The sequence below is a fragment of the Massilia sp. DWR3-1-1 genome (genome assembly GCF_049898325.1).
Classification (GTDB): Bacteria; Pseudomonadota; Gammaproteobacteria; order Burkholderiales; family Burkholderiaceae_D; genus JAFCUW01.
The window spans coordinates 12,378-28,519 of sequence record NZ_JAFCXL010000035.1; the positions used below are offsets into that span (position 1 = coordinate 12,378).

At 65.9% G+C, this 16,142-nt stretch carries 15 protein-coding genes and 1 pseudogene; 7 read left to right on the top strand and 9 right to left on the bottom strand.

Annotation, left to right across the window (positions count from 1 at the left end; all coding sequences use genetic code 11):
- The first annotated feature begins 4 nt into the window (after positions 1–4).
- The 3 genes and pseudogenes from ACP7EY_RS22765 (at position 5) to ACP7EY_RS22775 (ending at position 4,687) form a co-directional block, all read left to right on the top strand.
- Positions 5–2,221 carry a molybdopterin cofactor-binding domain-containing protein gene (locus ACP7EY_RS22765; protein WP_426197559.1) on the top strand — a complete coding sequence of 739 codons (2,217 nt, stop codon included), beginning with the start codon at positions 5–7 and terminating at the stop codon, positions 2,219–2,221.
- Positions 2,222–2,233: 12 nt separating this feature from the next.
- Positions 2,234–2,734, top strand: a pseudogene (locus tag ACP7EY_RS22770) (nucleotidyltransferase family protein); the annotation flags it as partial.
- 126 nt (positions 2,735–2,860) lie between these two features.
- Complete coding sequence (locus ACP7EY_RS22775) at positions 2,861–4,687, top strand: M61 family metallopeptidase (protein WP_426197570.1); 1,827 nt, start codon at positions 2,861–2,863, stop codon at positions 4,685–4,687.
- Between the two features lie 57 nt (positions 4,688–4,744).
- On the opposite strand, the gene ACP7EY_RS22780 is transcribed toward ACP7EY_RS22775, so the two are convergent.
- The 8 genes from ACP7EY_RS22780 to rpe form a co-directional block, all read right to left on the bottom strand.
- Entirely contained in the window at positions 4,745–5,218 is a 474-nt protein-coding gene (locus tag ACP7EY_RS22780) for a hypothetical protein (protein ID WP_426197560.1), read from the bottom strand.
- A gap of 80 nt (positions 5,219–5,298) precedes the next feature.
- On the bottom strand, positions 5,299–6,105 hold the full coding sequence (trpC, locus tag ACP7EY_RS22785; protein WP_426197561.1) for an indole-3-glycerol phosphate synthase TrpC: 807 nt from the start codon (positions 6,103–6,105) through the stop codon (positions 5,299–5,301).
- A gap of 10 nt (positions 6,106–6,115) precedes the next feature.
- Positions 6,116–6,748 carry a LysE family translocator gene (locus ACP7EY_RS22790; protein WP_426197562.1) on the bottom strand — a complete coding sequence of 211 codons (633 nt, stop codon included), beginning with the start codon at positions 6,746–6,748 and terminating at the stop codon, positions 6,116–6,118.
- A gap of 17 nt (positions 6,749–6,765) precedes the next feature.
- Positions 6,766–7,800, bottom strand: a complete 1,035-nt coding sequence (gene trpD, locus ACP7EY_RS22795; protein ID WP_426197571.1) for an anthranilate phosphoribosyltransferase — start codon at positions 7,798–7,800, stop codon at positions 6,766–6,768.
- An 11-nt stretch (positions 7,801–7,811) separates the two neighbouring features.
- Complete coding sequence (locus tag ACP7EY_RS22800) at positions 7,812–8,378, bottom strand: anthranilate synthase component II (protein ID WP_426197572.1); 567 nt, start codon at positions 8,376–8,378, stop codon at positions 7,812–7,814.
- A 1-nt stretch (position 8,379) separates the two neighbouring features.
- Entirely contained in the window at positions 8,380–9,876 is a 1,497-nt protein-coding gene (gene trpE / locus ACP7EY_RS22805) for an anthranilate synthase component I (RefSeq protein WP_426197563.1), read from the bottom strand.
- 202 nt (positions 9,877–10,078) lie between these two features.
- Positions 10,079–10,777 carry a phosphoglycolate phosphatase gene (locus ACP7EY_RS22810; protein WP_426197564.1) on the bottom strand — a complete coding sequence of 233 codons (699 nt, stop codon included), beginning with the start codon at positions 10,775–10,777 and terminating at the stop codon, positions 10,079–10,081.
- Positions 10,777–11,448 (bottom strand): ribulose-phosphate 3-epimerase, encoded by a 672-nt coding sequence (gene rpe, locus ACP7EY_RS22815; RefSeq protein ID WP_426197573.1) that lies wholly within the window; start codon positions 11,446–11,448, stop codon positions 10,777–10,779. The genes ACP7EY_RS22810 and rpe overlap by 1 nt, the downstream gene beginning before the upstream one ends.
- 163 nt (positions 11,449–11,611) lie before the next feature.
- Between rpe and apaG the strand changes: the two genes are divergently transcribed.
- A complete protein-coding gene (gene apaG / locus ACP7EY_RS22820; RefSeq protein WP_426197565.1) occupies positions 11,612–11,986 on the top strand; it encodes a Co2+/Mg2+ efflux protein ApaG in 375 nt (124 codons plus the stop codon).
- Here the strand turns inward: apaG and ACP7EY_RS22825 are convergent, their stop codons facing one another.
- The gene (locus tag ACP7EY_RS22825; protein WP_426197566.1) at positions 11,987–12,124 is read right to left on the bottom strand and encodes a hypothetical protein; all 138 of its coding nucleotides are present in this window, start codon (positions 12,122–12,124) and stop codon (positions 11,987–11,989) included. It lies immediately after the preceding gene.
- An 11-nt stretch (positions 12,125–12,135) separates the two neighbouring features.
- On the opposite strand from ACP7EY_RS22825, the gene mltA reads away from it, so the two are divergent.
- Genes mltA through ACP7EY_RS22840 form a run of 3 tightly spaced genes read left to right on the top strand, consistent with a single transcriptional unit; the run spans position 12,136 to position 15,744 of the window.
- The gene (gene mltA, locus ACP7EY_RS22830) at positions 12,136–13,350 is read left to right on the top strand and encodes a murein transglycosylase A (protein WP_426197567.1); all 1,215 of its coding nucleotides are present in this window, start codon (positions 12,136–12,138) and stop codon (positions 13,348–13,350) included.
- A 55-nt stretch (positions 13,351–13,405) separates the two neighbouring features.
- Complete coding sequence (locus ACP7EY_RS22835) at positions 13,406–14,182, top strand: enoyl-CoA hydratase (RefSeq protein ID WP_426197568.1); 777 nt, start codon at positions 13,406–13,408, stop codon at positions 14,180–14,182.
- A complete protein-coding gene (locus ACP7EY_RS22840) occupies positions 14,182–15,744 on the top strand; it encodes a phospholipase D family protein (protein ID WP_426197569.1) in 1,563 nt (520 codons plus the stop codon). Before ACP7EY_RS22835 ends, ACP7EY_RS22840 begins: the two co-directional genes overlap by 1 nt.
- Positions 15,745–16,142 lie beyond the last annotated feature (398 nt).

The window sequence follows — 16,142 nt, forward strand, 5'->3', positions numbered from 1 at the left end:
CGACATGAAAAAAGAATGGATCAATCATACGGCGCTGGTGCGTCCCGCCGGTGCCGCTGTCTCGCGGCGCGGTTTTCTGAAAGCCGGCGCCCTCACCGGCGGTGGCCTGGTGCTCGGCTTCGTGATGCCGGGAGCGAAGCGCTTCGCGCATGCCGCCGAGGCGCCCAAGCCGGTCTACGCGCCCAACGCGTTCTTGCGCATCGCCCCCGATAACAGCGTCACCGTGATGGTCAACCGGCTTGAGTTCGGCCAGGGCGTCAACACTTCGCTGCCGATGCTCATCGCCGAGGACCTCGATTGCGACTGGGCGCAGGTGCGCAGCGCGCTGGCGCCCGCCGCCGACGTCTACAAGGACCCGGTGTTTGGCATGCAGATGACGGGCGGCTCCGGCACCATCGCCCACTCGTTCGTCCAATACCGCGAGATCGGCGCCAAGGCTCGCTTGATGCTGATCGGCGCGGCCGCCGAGCGCTGGCAGGTCACCCCTGCCCAGTGCCGTACCGCCAAGGGCTTCGTCATGGGCCCGGCCGGCCAGAAGGCCAGCTACGGCGCGCTCGCCGACGCGGCCATGCGCCAGCCGATGCCGGCCAGCGTGACCCTGAAAGCGCAGAAGGAGTTCGCCATCATCGGCAAGCCGACCCGCCGCATCGACGCGCGCGTCAAGTCGAACGGCAAGCAGCAATTCGGCATCGACTTCACGCCGCCCAATACCAAGGTGGCGCTGGTGGCGCGTCCACCGGTGTTCGGCGCCAAAGTGGCCAGTTTTGACGCCAGTAAAGCGCGCGCGATCAAGGGCGTCATCGAGGTGCTCGAAGTGCCGCTCGATCGTGGCGGGCGCGGCGTCGTCGTCATCGCCGACGGCTACTGGCCGGCCAAGACGGGGCGCGACGCGCTGGTGATCGACTGGGACGCCGGCAGCCTGGAGAAGGTCAGCAGCGCGGCCCAGATGGCGCAATTTGCCACGCTGGCCAAGACCGCCGGGGCGTCCGTCAAGACGGCCGACCTGTCGAAACTGGCGTCGGCGCCGAAGAAAATCTCGGCGCTGTACGAGTTTCCCTACCTGGCGCATGCGCCGATGGAGCCGCTCAACTGCGTCGTCGACCTGGGCGACGCCAGTTGCACCATCTGGACCGGCACCCAGTTCCCCGGCGGTGATCAGGCCGCGGCCGCTGCCGCCGCCGGCCTGAAACCGGAGCAGGTTACCGTCAACACCATGATGGCCGGTGGCGGTTTCGGCCGGCGCGGCGTGCCCAACGCCGACTACGTCACCGAAGCGGTCCATGTCGCCAAGGCCTATCGGGCCGCCGGCAAAACCGGTCCCGTCAAGGTGATCTGGAGCCGCGAGGACGATATCAAGGGTGGTTACTACCGGCCGTCGCACGTGCACCGCGCCGATATCGGCATCGGCGCCGACGGCAAGATCGTCGCCTGGGACCACACCATCGTCGGCCAGTCGATCATGACCGGCACCATGTTCGAGGGTTTCGGGGTCAAAAACGGCGTCGACAACACCATGGTCGAAGGCATGGGCGCGCCCTACGAGGTGCCGCTGAACCTGACGGCGCACATCGTCAAGGCGAATGTGCCGGTGCTGTGGTGGCGCTCGGTCGGCTCGACCCACACCGCCTTCGTCATGGAGACCCTGATCGACGAGGCGGCGCATGCCGCCGGCGTCGACCCGGTCGCCTACCGCAAGGGGCTGATCGATCCGCGCCATGTGCGTCACCTGGCCGCGCTCGACCTGGCGGTGGCGAAATCGGGCTACGGCAAGCGCAAGCTGGCCAAGGGCCGCGCCTGGGGCGTGGCGATGCACGAGTCGTTCAACACGGTGGTGGCGTTCGTGGTCGAGGCGTCGGTGACGAAGGGCGTGCCCAAGCTGCACCAGGTATTCGCCGGCGTGCACTGCAACCTGGCGGTCAATCCCATGACCATCGAGGCGCAGGTGCAAGGCGCGGTGCTGATGGCGCTGGGCACCACCTTGCCGGGATCGGCCATCACCTTGAAGGACGGCGTCGTCGAGCAGCAGAACTTCGGCGACTTTACGGTGGCGCGCATGCCGGACATGCCGAAGGTCGAGGTGTTCACGGTGGCGTCGAGCGAGGCGCCCACCGGCATGGGCGAACCGGGCCTGCCGCCACTGGCGCCGGCGTTTGCCAACGCCATCTTCCGGCTGACGGGCAAGCGCTTGCGCAAGCTGCCGTTCGACCTGGCGAGCGCATAAGTGAGCCGGTAGTTGGCCGTCCCGGCCAGCCCGGTTGGCATCCTGCTGGCGGCCGGCCGCGGCCGCCGCTTCGATCCGTCCGGGCACCGCAACAAGCTGCTGCAGCTGCTCCCTGGCAGTGGTGAAGCGGTGGTCGCGGCCAGCGCGCGCCATTTAATGGCGGCGTTGGGGCGGGTGGTGGCGGTGGTGCGGCCCGGCGACGATGCGGTGGCTGCCGTGTTGCGCGCCGCCGGCTGCGAGGTGGTGGTGTGCCAGCATGCCGACGACGGCATGGCCGCTTCGCTGGCGAGCGCGCTGGCGGCCGCGCTGCCGGCGCCGTCGTGGATCGTCGCGCTGGGCGACATGCCCCACGTGGCGCCGTCCACCATCGCCGCCCTGGCCGCCGCCCTGGCCACGGGCGTCTCCATCGCCGCGCCTGTTTATCGGGGCCGGCGTGGCAATCCGGTGGGTTTTAGGGCAGAGCTGCTGCCTGAACTAGTGGCCTTGCGCGGCGATGAAGGCGCGCGCGGCCTGTTCCAGCGCCATCTCTTTACACCAGTGGACACGGACGACGAGGGCGTCGTGCGCGATATCGACCAGCCATCGGACCTGGGCGCCGATTCGGCTACACTGAGCGCTTCTACCGATTCCAAGTTCCCCATGAAAAAGCCCTCCACCAAAAAGCTGCCGGCGATCCGCTACACCATCGTCCCGAAGGACCTGGCCGGCCACCTGTTCGAGGTCAGCGTCACCGTCGATCAGCCATCGATCGACGGTCAGTTGTTCGCGCTGCCGGCGTGGATACCGGGCAGCTACATGATCCGCGAGTTCTCGCGCAATATCGTGCAGATCCGCGCCGAGTCGCAGGGCAAGCAGGTGGCGCTGGCCAAGCTCGACAAGCACGCCTGGCGCGCCGCGCCCGTCGATGGTCCCCTCAGCCTGCACTACGAGGTGTACGCCTGGGACCTGTCGGTGCGCGCCGCCCACCTCGACCAGACCCACGGCTTCTTCAACGGCACCTCGGTGTTTCTGCGCGCGATCGGCCAGGAAGCGCTGCCGCACCTGGTCGACATCGCCCGTGGCGGCGATCCGGCGACCAAGACCTGGCGCGTGGCCACGGCGCTGCCGGAACTGGGCGCCAAGCGCTACGGTTTCGGCACCTACCTGGCGGCCAACTACGATGAGCTGATCGACCACCCGGTGGAACTGGGCGACTTCGCGCTGGCCAGTTTCAAGGCCCACGGCATCCCCCACGACATCGTCATCACGGGACGGGTGCCGAACCTGGACATGGCGCGCCTGCAGGCGGACTTGAAGGCCATCTGCGAAACCCAGATCGCGTTTTTTGAGCCGAAATCAAAGAAGGCGCCGATGGCGCGCTACGTGTTCCTGACGCTGGCGGTGGGCGACGGCTACGGCGGCCTCGAGCACCGCGCCTCCACCGCCCTGATCTGCGCGCGCGCCGACCTGCCGGTGACGTCGACGCCCCCCACACTGGGCGTCAGCGACGGTTACCTGAAATTTTTGGGCCTGTGCAGCCATGAGTATTTCCACACCTGGAACGTCAAGCGCATCAAGCCGGCCGCGTTCGCGCCCTACGACCTGCAAAACGAAACCTACACGGCGCTGCTGTGGTTGTTCGAGGGCTTCACCAGTTATTACGACGACCTGCTGCTGGTGCGCGCCGGCGTGATCGACGAGGCGACCTACCTGGCGCTGCAGGCGAAAACCATCGGCAGCGTCCTGCGCGGCAGCGGGCGCACCAAGCAGAGCGTGGCCGAGTCGAGCTTCGACGCCTGGGGCAAATATTACCGCCAGGACGAAAACGCCCCCAACGCCATCGTCAGCTATTACGCCAAGGGCTCGCTGGTGGCGCTGGCGTTTGACTTGACCATCCGCGCCAAGACCGATGGCAAGAAGTCGCTCGACGACGTCATGCTGGCCTTGTGGCAGCGTTTCGGGCGCGATTTTTACGCCGCCGGCGCCGACGGCGGGCGCGGTGTGACGGAGGCGCAAGTGGAGGCCTTGTTCGACGAGGCCACGGGACTGCGCCTGAAGCCGCTGTTCAACCGCTACGTGCGCGGCACCGAAGATCTGCCCCTGCATAAACTGTATGCGCCATTCGGCGTGCGCCTGCACGATCAGCGCAAGTCGGACAAGCCATCGTTCGACGTCGCCATCGGCCGCGACGGCGCCGACAGCAAGCTGGCGCAGGTGCACGAAGGGGGCGCCGCGCACGTCGCCGGCCTGTCCGCCGGCGACGTGCTGGTCGCGCTCGACGGCCTGCGCATCGGCGGCGCCGCCACGGCCCTCGACGGCTTGCTGGCGCGCTACCAGGTGGGCCAGGTCGTGCAGGTGCACGCGTTCAGGCGCGATGAGCTGATGCAATTCAAGCTGGTGCTGCAAGGCGAGCGGGTGCCCGGCATCACGCTCGAGCTGGTCGACCCGGGCAAGAAAGTGCGCGGACCGGCCCGCCCCAGCGCCTGAGGCGCCCACTTCGGCTGCTTCCCGTCGCCATCGCGCTGCGCGTAATGGCGCCTGGCCCTACTGCACCGGCGCCAGCGTGCGCAACTGGAAGCGGTAGTCGCGGTCGAACAGGAACGTTTCCATGAACGTCAGTGATCGGCCCGGTTCGCGCGCCAGGTTGTAGGGCATGGGCAGGTAGGCGGTGCGCTGCATCGATGCCACCGCCACCGCGGACGCCGTGTCGTTGCGCGAGCGCTGCACGATGACCTTGGTAAGCTTGCCGGTGTAGTCGACGGTGATGCGCAGCACGACGACGGCCGGCAGGATGGGGGGCAGGGCGCCGCTGAAGGTGTGCGCCATATTGTGGCGCATGATGTGGCGGGCGGCGTCGGCCTTGTACATGTCGACGTGGTCGAAGGCCGTGCGTTGGAGGGGCAGGGGGGCCACCCTGGTGTACTCCGGGTCGGCCCCGCTGTCGGCGCCGGGAGACTGCGCTGGCACGGCCAGTTCGCCCGATGTTGCCGCACTGGCGGCGCTTGCAGTGTCTGGCACTGCCGCTTTGGGCGACTGCCCATATGCCGTCAGAACGGCAAACAGGACTGCGGGAGCAGCCCTGGTCCCACGTTGGATGTTCATGGTTCGTCGAATAATCTCGCCAGTTCCACACCAGGGTCGGGCGCGCGCATGAAGGCCTCGCCGACCAGAAATGCATGCACGTTCGCCTTGCGCATGCGCCGGACATCGTCCGCCCCCATGATGCCCGACTCGGTGACCACCAGTTTGTCGCTGCCGATATGGGGCAGCAGGCCAAGCGTGTTGGACAGCGATACCTCGAACGTTCGCAGGTTGCGGTTGTTGATGCCGAGCAGGGCGGTGCGTAACTTGAGCGCCGCCGTCAATTCGGCATCGTCATGTACTTCGACCAGCACATCCATCCCGAGTTCCATCGCACACGCTTCTAATTCATGCATCAGGCCGTGATCAAGGGCGGCGACGATCAGCAGGATGGCATCGGCCCCCATCGCGCGCGCTTCGTAGATCTGGTACATATCGACCATGAAATCCTTGCGCAGCACGGGCAGCGGGCAGGCCGCGCGCGCCTGCTGCAAAAACGCCGGCTCACCTTGAAAGAAATGCTTGTCCGTCAGCACCGACAGGCAGGCTGCGCCGTGGCGGGCATAGCTTTCGGCGATCGCCGCCGGCTGGAAATCGGGCCGCAAGATGCCCTTCGACGGCGAAGCCTTCTTGACTTCGGCGATCACCGCGGCACGCCCGGCGCCGATGGTGCCACGCAAGCTCGCCTCGAAACCGCGCAGGTCCGCGCGCAGGCCGGCATCGCGCTCGACCTCGCCGCGCAGGCTTTCCAGGCTGCGGTATTTGCGGGCGGCCGCCACTTCATCGGCTTTGACGGCGAGGATTTTGTTGAGGATATCGGACATTATTGAGTACTCACGTATTTTTGGAGAGGGCCAGCTTGATGCCAAGCCAGACGAACAGGCAGCCGGTGCCGCGCTGGAGCAGGGTGACGAGGCGCGGATCGAGCTTGAAGCGGGCGCTGGCGCTGGCGCTCAGGCCGGCCAGCACGGCGCACCACAACATGCCGTTGATATTGAAAATGCCGCCGAGGACGATGAACGCGGGCGCCTTGTGGGGCGAGGCGGCGTCGATAAACTGCGGCACGAAGGCGAGAAAAAACAGCGCCACTTTCGGATTGAGCACATTGGTGAGAAAGCCCTGGCCGAACAAGCGGCGCAGGGGCAGCGGCGGCGCCTTCACCAGCACTGCCGCCGCGCCGCCCTTGCTGCGCAACAGGCCCCAGGCCAGCAACAGGATGTAGGCCGCGCCGATGTACTTGACGACGCTGAAGGCAGTGGCCGAGGTTTGCAGCAGCGCCGACAATCCCAGCGCCGCGGCGACCACGTGGACGCAGATGCCGGCGCCGATGCCCAGCGCCGCCACGCAGCCGGCGCGTGCCCCTTGCGAGGCGCTGCGTGTCATGATCAGCAGCGAATCGGGGCCCGGCATCAGGTTGAGCAGCAGGCCCGAGACGATGAACAGGCCCAGGTCGTGGATGCCGAACATGGCGGGCCCCGCGCCGCTCAGCGCGCGCCGAGGCGCTGCGTGACGTCGACGAACTGGGCCAGCCTGGCGCGCGCGGCGCCCGATTCGATGGCGGCGCGCGCCTTGCCCAGGCCTTCCTCGATCGAGCTGGCCACGCCGGCCGCATACAGCGCGGTGCCGGCATTGAGGGCGACGATGTCGTACGCCGGCCCCGGTTCGCCATTGAGCGCTTCCATCATCTTCGCCTTCGAGGCGGTCGCGTCGGCCACCTTCAGGTTGCGGCTGGCGATCATCGGCAAGCCGAAGTCCTCGGGATGGATCTCGTATTCGCGGATTTCGCCGTTGACCAGTTCGCCCACCATGGTGGCCGCGCCCAGCGACACTTCGTCCATGTTGTCGCGGCCGTACACCACCATCGCGTGCTGGGCGCCCAGGCGCTGCAGCACGCGCACCTGGATGCCGACCAGGTCGGCGTGGAACACGCCCATCAGGATGTTCGGCGCGCCGGCCGGGTTGGTCAGCGGCCCGAGAATATTAAAGATGGTGCGCACGCCCAGTTCCTTGCGCACGGGCGCGGCGTGCTTCATGGCCGCGTGGTGATTCGGGGCGAACATGAAGCCGATGCCGGTTTGCGCGATCGACTGGGCGATCTGCTCGGGCGTGAGGTTGATGTTCGCGCCCAGCGCCTCGATGACGTCGGCGCTGCCCGACGACGACGACACGCTGCGCCCGCCATGCTTGGCCACGCGCGCACCGGCGGCGGCGGCGACGAACATCGCCGTCGTCGAAATATTGAAGGTGTGGGCGCCGTCGCCGCCGGTGCCAACGATGTCGAGCAGATGGGTGGTGTCGGCCATCGGCACCTTGGTCGAGAATTCGCGCATCACCTGGGCGGCGGCGGCGATCTCGCCGATGGTTTCCTTCTTCACGCGCAGGCCCATCGTCAGCGCCGCGATCATGGTCGGCGATACTTCTCCCGACATGATCTGGCGGAACAGGTGCAGCATCTCGTCGTGAAAAATTTCGCGGTGCTCGATACAGCGCAGCAGCGCTTCTTGCGGGGTGATCTTCATGGTGGTTCCGCTCATGTCAGTTCCAGGAAATTCTGCAGCAGCTTGTGGCCGTGCTCGGACAGGATCGACTCGGGGTGGAACTGCACGCCCTCGATGGCAAACTCCTTGTGGCGCACGCCCATGATTTCACCGTCGTCGGTCCACGCCGTCACTTCCAGGCAGGCGGGCAGCGAGGCGCGCTCGATGGCCAGCGAGTGGTAGCGGATGACGGTGAAAGGGCTGGGCAGGTCCTTGAACACGCCCACCCCCGTGTGGGCGATCTGCGACGTTTTGCCGTGCATGACCTGGCGCGCGCGGATCACCTGGCCGCCGAACGCGGCGCCGATCGCCTGGTGGCCCAGGCACACGCCCAGGATCGGCAGCTTGCCCTGGAACTGGCGCAGGATGTCGATCGAGATGCCCGCCTGCGCCGGCGTTTTCGGTCCCGGCGAAATGCAGATGCGGTCCGGCGCCATGGCGGCGATGTCGTCGAGACTGATTTCATCGTTGCGCACCGTGCGCACGTCTTCGCCCAGTTCGCCGAAATACTGCACCAGGTTGTAGGTGAAAGAATCGTAATTGTCGATCATCAGCAGCATATCAAAGCTCCCCATCCAGGCCGTCTTGCACTTGTTCGGCCGCGCGCAGCACGGCGCGCGCCTTGTTTTCCGTTTCCTGCCATTCCATCTCGGGGATCGAATCGGCGACGATGCCGGCGGCGGCCTGCACGTACAGCATGCCGTCCTTGATCACCCCCGTGCGGATGGCGATCGCCACGTCCATCTCACCGCCGAAGCTGAGGTAGCCGCAGGCGCCGCCGTAGATGCCGCGCTTGGTCAGTTCGAGTTCGTCGATCACTTCCATCGCCCGCACCTTCGGCGCGCCCGTCAGGGTGCCGGCCGGGAAAGTCGCGCGCAGCACGTCCAGGTTCGACAAGCCGTCCTTCAAGGTGCCTTCGACGTTCGAGACGATGTGCTGGACGTGCGAGTATTTTTCCACCACCAGGCGCTCGGTGACCTTCACGCTGCCCGTCTGCGAGATGCGTCCGAGGTCGTTGCGGGCCAGGTCGATGAGCATCACGTGCTCGGCGATTTCTTTCGGGTCGGCCAGCAGCTCTTTCGACAGTTCGGCGTCGCGCTCGGGGGTGGAGCCGCGCGGGCGGGTGCCGGCGATGGGGCGCAGGGTGACTTTTTTGCTGCCATCGGGCGCGCTCTCGTTGCGCACCAGGATTTCAGGCGAGGCGCCGACGATCTGCATGTCGCCGAAGTTGTAGTAATACATGTACGGCGACGGATTGAGCGAGCGCAGGGCGCGGTACAGCGTCAGCGGCGAGTCGACATACGGCTTGCGAATCCGCTGGCCGATCTGCACCTGCATCAGGTCGCCCGCCATCACGTACTCGTGGGCGCGCGCCACCGCCTTCAGATAGTCGTCCTTCTTGAAGTCGCGGATCGCCTCGGTGCGCACCGAGCTCGAAGTGACGGGCGCGTCGACCCCGCGCCGCAGCATCATGCGCAGGTCCTTGAGGCGCTGGCGGGCTTTTGAATACGCTTCCGGCTGGGCGGTGTCGGCGTAGACGATCAGGTAAAGCTTGCCGGAGAGGTTGTCGATGACGGCCAGTTCCTCCGTCACCATCAGCTGGATGTCGGGCAGGCCGAGGTCGTCGGCGGGCGCGCTGTCGGCCAGTTTCTTCTCGATGTGGCGCACGGTGTCGTAGCCGAAGTAGCCGGCCAGGCCGCCGCAGAAACGCGGCAGGCCAGGGCGCAGCGCCACCTTGAAGCGGGCCTGGTACTGTTCGATGAAGTCGAGCGGATTGCCTTCGTGGGTCTCGATGACAACGCCGTTCTTGACGATCTCGGTGCGCTGGCCGAAATTGCGCAGCACCGTGTGGGCGGGCAGGCCGATGAAGGAGTAGCGGCCGAAGCGCTCGCCGCCAACCACCGATTCGAGCAGGAAGGTGTTCTTGCCCGTCTGCTGGGTCTGGGCCAGCTTGAGGTACAGGGTGAGCGGCGTTTCCAGATCGGCGAACGCTTCCGAGATGAGCGGAATGCGGTTGTAACCCTGGTTGGCGAGGGATTTGAATTCGAGTTCGGTCATGCTTTTTCTCCATGCCGCTGGCGTCGTGGCAGCGGTGGGGTTTCAAAAAACCTGGCGGCGCGCAGGGGCAGCCGTCAGCAATCGGGGTGGGTTAGAGACCCAGCGGGTGGTTGGCCCAGGATTGCCAGCGTCGCCAAAGCCAGGCCTCAAGGGCGCCGGTTTGGTTGACAGTGTGTTTTTTGGTGAAAAACATGAATATGGTTCAGTAGGCAGCGTGGTTATGCGAACTAATCAGGGACGCCGCTTCAAGCAGCGATTCAACTATACCATCGGAATCGGCTTCGTGTATAGACCGGCCATGGTTGTAGCCGTAGGGGACGGCCAGCACCGCGCAACCGGCCGCGCGCGCCGCTTCGGCGTCGTTCGACGAGTCGCCGATGGCGACGACGTCGGCCGGCGCCAGGTCGAAATCGGCGCACACCTGCAGCATCGGCATGGGGTCCGGTTTTTTACGGGGCAGGCATTCGCCGCCGTAGACGGTCTCGAAATACGACGCCAGCCCCATTTTTTCGAGCAGCGGGCGGGCGAAGGCGATCGGCTTGTTGGTCACGCAGGCCATCCGCAGGTCCATCGCCTGCAGGGCGGCCAGGCCCTCGATCACGCCGTCGTAGAGCGTGGCATGGTCGCCATTGATGGCCAGGTAGTTGCGCTGGTAGGACGCCATCGCGGCGGCGAAGTGCTGGTCGACGCCGGCGCTGTCGAAATCGACGGCGAGCACGCCGCGGATCAGGTTTTCAGAGCCCTTGCCGACGAGCTGCTTGACCTGCTCGGCGTCGATCGGCGCCAGCGCCAGTTCGGCGCGCATGCGGTTGATCGCCACCAGGAAGTCGGGCACCGTGTCGAGCATGGTGCCGTCGAGGTCGATGATGACCGCGCGGATGACGCCGTGCCCGGGCAGCATCAGCGTGCGACCTTGGCCAGTTCGGCGCGCATGGCGTCGATCACGTCTTTGTAGTCGGGCTGGCCGAAGATGGCCGAGCCGGCGACAAAGGTGTCGGCGCCCGCTTCGGCGGCGGCGCGGATATTGTCGACCTTGATGCCGCCGTCGACTTCGAGCCGGATGGCACGGCCCGATTCAACGATCATGCGGCGGGCGATGCTGAGTTTCTTCAGCGCCTCGCCGATGAACGACTGGCCGCCGAAGCCGGGATTGACCGACATGATGAGGATCATGTCGATCTTGTCCATCACGTGGTTCAGGTAATGCATCGGGGTGCCCGGATTGAACACCAGGCCGGCCTGGCAGCCGCTGTCGCGGATCAGTTGCAGGCTGCGGTCGATGTGGTCGGACGCCTCGGGGTGGAAGGTGATGATGTTGGCGCCCGCCTTGGCGAAGTCGGGAATGAGGCGGTCGACCGGCTTGACCATCAGGTGGACGTCGATCGGCACCTGCACGTGCGGGCGGATGGCCTGGCATACCAGCGGGCCGATGGTCAGGTTCGGCACGTAATGGTTGTCCATGACGTCGAAGTGGATGATGTCGGCGCCGGCGGCGACGACATTGCGCACTTCTTCGCCCAGGCGGGCGAAATCGGCGGACAGGATGCTGGGGGCGATCTGGTAGTTGCTCATTGGGATGCTCATGGCAGGCGCGAAAATGGATGCATGGAAGGATTCGCTATTTTACGCCCTGGCGCAAAAATCTCGTGCGCGAAACGGCGTTTTAGCCCGCGATGTATGATGAAGGCATGGGCTTATGCCTTCTTCCGAACACTGCGCACCTAGAGGAACCCTGATGGCCGCCTACGAACTTTCCGTCTCTGTCAAGACGCAATACCTGCCCGAACAATCGGCGCCCGAACGCAATAACTATGTGTTCGCCTACACCATCACCATCAAGAACACGGGCACGGTCGCCTCCCAGCTGATCGCACGGCACTGGGTCATCGTTGACGCCAACAACGGCAAGCAGGAGGTGCGCGGCCTGGGCGTGGTCGGCCACCAGCCCCTGCTGCAGCCGGGAGAACAGTTCGAATACAGCAGCGGCACCCAGATGGCCACGCCGCAGGGTTCGATGGTGGGCGAGTACTTTTGCGTGGCCGAAGACGGTCACCAGTTCGAAGCGGCGATTCCCGAATTCGTGCTGTCGCTGCCGCGCACCCTGCACTGATCAGGGCGGCGGTGGCGCCTTGTCTTCACTATCATCCTCGTCGTCGGCATGCCGTTTCGGCGGCAGATACATGGTCCACCAGACGATAAACGCCAGCAGAAACAGCGCCACGCCCCCTTCCGCTATCAACAGCCACATACAAGACTCCCATGAATGACGTTCGCCGCAGTGTACCGTTTTTGCCGCGCCTGGCCACGGCGGCGCTGGCTTTGATCCTGGCCGCGTGCCAGAGCACGCCACCGCCGCGCACGCCCGTCAAGATGCCGGCGCCGATCGGCCCGGTCGTGGTGCCGCCGCTGCCGGCGCCAGCATCACCGCCGCCGCCGCCGACGCCGCTGATGACCGCAACCACCTTCGCCGCGCTGCCGGGCTGGCAGGGCGACGACCTGCGCGAAGCGTGGCCCGCCTTCACCGCCTCGTGCAAGGCGATCGCCACGAAACCGGCGTGGGCGGCCGTGTGCGCCGCTGCCGCCAGCGTCGACGGGCGTGACGGCGCCGCCGTGCGCGCCTTTTTCGAAAGCCGCTTCACGCCCCAGCAGATCCGCGCCGCCGACGGTACCGACAGCGGCCTGATCACCGGCTACTACGAGCCGATGCTGCAGGGTGCGCGCAGCCGGGGCGGCGCCTTCCAGACCCCGCTGTACCGGGTGCCGGACGATTTGCTCACCATCGAACTGGGCGCCGTCTACCCCGACCTGAAGAGCATGCGCCTGCGCGGCCGGCTGGTGGGCAAGAAAGTGGTCCCCTACAGCACCCGTGCCGACATCGATCGCGCCGATATCGCCGGCAAGGAGCTGCTGTGGGTCGATGACCCGGTCGAAGCGTTTTTCCTCGAAGTGCAGGGCTCCGGCCGCGTGCAGCTCAAGGACAGCGGCGAAACCGTGCGCATCGCCTACGCCGATCAGAACGGCCATCCCTATAAAGCGATCGGCCGCTGGCTGGTCGAGCAGGGCGAAATGACGGTTAGCCAGGCCTCGGCGCAGAGCATCAAGGCGTGGATCGTCGCCCACCCGCAGCGGCGCCAGGAACTGTTCAACGTCAACCCCAGTTACGTCTTCTTTAAAGAAGAGCGCCTGCCCGACCCGTCGATCGGACCGAAAGGCGCGCTCGGCGTGCCGCTCACGCCGGGCCGCTCGGTGGCGATCGACCCGCAACTGCTGCCGCTGGGCGCGCCCGTCTGGCTGGCCACCACGCGCGCCGGCAGCGACGCACCGCTGCAGCGCCTGATGATGGGGCAGGACACGGGCGGGGCCATCCGCGGCGCCGTGCGCGCCGATTTCTTTTACGGCTTCGGCAGGCAGGCCGCCGACAGCGCCGGCCTGATGAAGCAGCGCGGGCAGATCTGGGTATTGATGCCGCGCTGATCGAACCGGCTACAATCGCCCCCAACTAATATAGAACCACCACGGAGGAGCACTCATGGACTACACCGACCTGCTGATCGAAACCCACGGCCGCGTTGCCGTCATCCGCCTGAACCGTCCGAAGGCGCTCAATGCGCTCAACGACAACATGATGAACGAACTCGGTCATGCGCTGTACCGCTTCGACGCCGACAAGGACATCGGCTGCATCGTCCTGACCGGCAGCGAAAAGGCGTTCGCCGCCGGCGCCGACATCGCCGCCATGGCCGAGTACACCTACGCCGACACCTACCCCGACAATTACATCGGCCGCAACTGGGAGCACATTCTCAATGTGCGCAAACCCGTCATCGGCGCGGTGGCCGGCTTTTGCCTGGGCGGTGGCTGCGAACTGGCGATGATGTGCGACTTCCTGATCGCCGCCGACAGCGCCAGGTTCGGCCAGCCTGAAATCAAGGTGGGCGTGACCCCGGGCGCCGGTGGCACCCAGCGCCTGCCGCGTACCATCGGCAAGGCCAAGGCCATGGACATGCTGCTGACGGCGCGCATGATCGATGCCGGCGAGGCCGAGCGCACCGGCCTGGTCTCGCGGGTGGTCGCGGCCGACAAGCTGATGGAAGAAGCCATCGCCGCCGCCACCGTCATCGCCGCGATGTCGGTCTCGGTGGCCATGGCGATCAAGGACAGCGTCAACCGCGCCTTTGAAACGACGCTCACGGAAGGGGTGCGCTACGAGCGCCGCTACTTCCACGCCGCCTTCGGCACGCCGGCGCAAAAAGAGGGCATGGCGGCCTTTCTCGCCAAGCGCCCGGCCGACTTCAAGGGCCTGTGATGTTGTTACGGGCAGCGCGCAGGCTGCCCGGCGCGCTGCGCCTTGCAGTGGCGTGTGGCATCGCTGCGCTGGCTTTGTCCGCCTGCTCCGGTTTGCCCACGCCGATGCCCAGCCAGATGCCGGCGCTGCTCGACACGCGCGACACGGCGATTGCGCAGGCGGTCGCCCCGGCCGCGGCGGCGCACCCTGGCCAGTCGGGCATCTATATGCTGCGCGACGGCCGCGAGGCGTTCGCCGCCCGCGCCGTGATGGCCAACGCCGCCGAGCGCACGCTCGATGTGCAGTACTACATCTGGGACGACGACATCACCGGCACCTTGCTGTTCAACGCGCTCGACGCCGCGGCGCAGCGGGGCGTACGGGTGCGCCTGCTGCTCGACGATAACAACACCAAGGGTCTCGACGCGCGCCTGGCCCTGCTCGACGCCCATCCGGCCATCGAGGTGCGGCTGTTTAATCCGTTCAAGCTGCGCAGCGTGCGCGCGCTTGGCTATCTGACCGATTTTTCGCGCCTGAACCGGCGCATGCACAATAAATCATTTACCGTCGACGGCCATGCCACCATCGTCGGCGGCCGCAATGTGGGCGACGCCTATTTTGGTGCGGCCGGCGAGGTGCTGTTCGCCGATCTCGATGTGCTGGCCGTCGGTCCCGTGGTGGCCGACGTCGAACAGGATTTCGACCAGTACTGGAACAGCGCCTCGTCGTACGCACTGGGCCAGATCGTGCCGTCATCGACACCTGAAGGCGCCGCCGAAGTGGCGCGCGCCGGCCAGGCGCTGCTGGCGACGCCGCAGGCGCAGGCCTATATTGCCGCCATCCGCGACTCCCCTTTCATCGCCGATTTGCGCGCGCGCCGCGTGCCGTTCGAATGGGCTACCACCCGGCTGGTCAGCGACAGCCCCGCCAAGGGGCTGGGCAAGGCCGCCGCGCACACCCGCATCATGCCGCAGATGCGCGAGCTGATCGGCACGCCGACCCGGCAGTTCGCGCTGGTCTCGCCGTATTTCGTGCCCGGCGCCGATGGCGCCGCCGCCTTTGCCGACCTGGCGCGCAAGGGGGTGGACGTGCGCGTGCTGACCAATTCGCTGGGCGCCACCGACGTCGCCGCCGTCCATGCCGGTTACGCCAAGCGCCGCAAGGCGCTGCTCGAGGGCGGCGTGCACCTGTACGAGCTGCGCCGCACCTGGTCGGAGCAGGCAGAGCGCCGCAGCGGGCCGTTCGGCAGTTCCGCATCGAGCCTGCACGCCAAGACCTTTGCCGTCGATGGCGACCAGTTGTTCATCGGTTCGTTCAATTTCGATCCCCGCTCGAACCTGCTCAATACGGAGATGGGTTTTATTATCGACAGCCCCAAGCTGGCGCAGCAACTGAGTTCGGGCATGGCGACCGGCTTGCCTGATCGCGCCTACGAGGTGCAACTGAGTAAAGAGGGTAAATTGATCTGGCTCGAGCACAAGGACGGCGCGTTGCTGCGCCATACGGAGGAGCCGGAGGCCAGCTTCTGGCGCAAGTTGCAAGTGTCAGTGCTGGGTTGGTTGCCGATCGAATGGCTGCTTTGAAAAATAGCCCTTGCACGGCCACCGGCGCCTTGCTATAGTTCGCCTCCCCGCAAACGGGGCGCAAATTGTAGCGTGCGGCGCAGGTCGAAAGACCGAAGCGACACACGAAGAAATGAGCGTGACAAGATCAGCGAAACGGTTTATAATTTCGCTCCTCTGCTGATGAACACAACGCTTCATCAGGCTGCAGAGAAATCAGTACCGAATACGTTCTTTAACAATTAACAGTCGATAAGTGTGGGCGTTTGATGAAAGTGCCAGTGACTTCGGTCGCTGAAGACTTAAATTATCAAATGTTCACAAAAAAGAAATATAGGCGCTTCGCAAGAAGTGGCCTGTCAGTATTTTGAGTGAGCGAATTCGGACCAATGGGACGAATTCGGGCCGAAAGGTCCGAC

Bases quoted from the DNA above. Each gene is read 5' to 3' on its own strand.
- trpC (WP_426197561.1), bottom strand. From the start codon at position 6,105: ATGTCCGATATCCTCAACAAAATCCTCGCCGTCAAAGCCGATGAAGTG.
- ACP7EY_RS22775 (WP_426197570.1), top strand. From the start codon at position 2,861: ATGAAAAAGCCCTCCACCAAAAAGCTGCCGGCGATCCGCTACACCATC.
- mltA (WP_426197567.1), top strand. From the start codon at position 12,136: ATGAATGACGTTCGCCGCAGTGTACCGTTTTTGCCGCGCCTGGCCACG.
- trpD (WP_426197571.1), bottom strand. From the start codon at position 7,800: ATGAAGATCACCCCGCAAGAAGCGCTGCTGCGCTGTATCGAGCACCGC.
- ACP7EY_RS22790 (WP_426197562.1), bottom strand. From the start codon at position 6,748: ATGTTCGGCATCCACGACCTGGGCCTGTTCATCGTCTCGGGCCTGCTG.
- trpE (WP_426197563.1), bottom strand. From the start codon at position 9,876: ATGACCGAACTCGAATTCAAATCCCTCGCCAACCAGGGTTACAACCGC.
- apaG (WP_426197565.1), top strand. From the start codon at position 11,612: ATGGCCGCCTACGAACTTTCCGTCTCTGTCAAGACGCAATACCTGCCC.
- ACP7EY_RS22765 (WP_426197559.1), top strand. From the start codon at position 5: ATGAAAAAAGAATGGATCAATCATACGGCGCTGGTGCGTCCCGCCGGT.
- ACP7EY_RS22800 (WP_426197572.1), bottom strand. From the start codon at position 8,378: ATGCTGCTGATGATCGACAATTACGATTCTTTCACCTACAACCTGGTG.
- ACP7EY_RS22840 (WP_426197569.1), top strand. From the start codon at position 14,182: ATGTTGTTACGGGCAGCGCGCAGGCTGCCCGGCGCGCTGCGCCTTGCA.
- ACP7EY_RS22825 (WP_426197566.1), bottom strand. From the start codon at position 12,124: ATGTGGCTGTTGATAGCGGAAGGGGGCGTGGCGCTGTTTCTGCTGGCG.
- ACP7EY_RS22810 (WP_426197564.1), bottom strand. From the start codon at position 10,777: ATGCTGCCCGGGCACGGCGTCATCCGCGCGGTCATCATCGACCTCGAC.
- rpe (WP_426197573.1), bottom strand. From the start codon at position 11,448: ATGAGCAACTACCAGATCGCCCCCAGCATCCTGTCCGCCGATTTCGCC.
- ACP7EY_RS22835 (WP_426197568.1), top strand. From the start codon at position 13,406: ATGGACTACACCGACCTGCTGATCGAAACCCACGGCCGCGTTGCCGTC.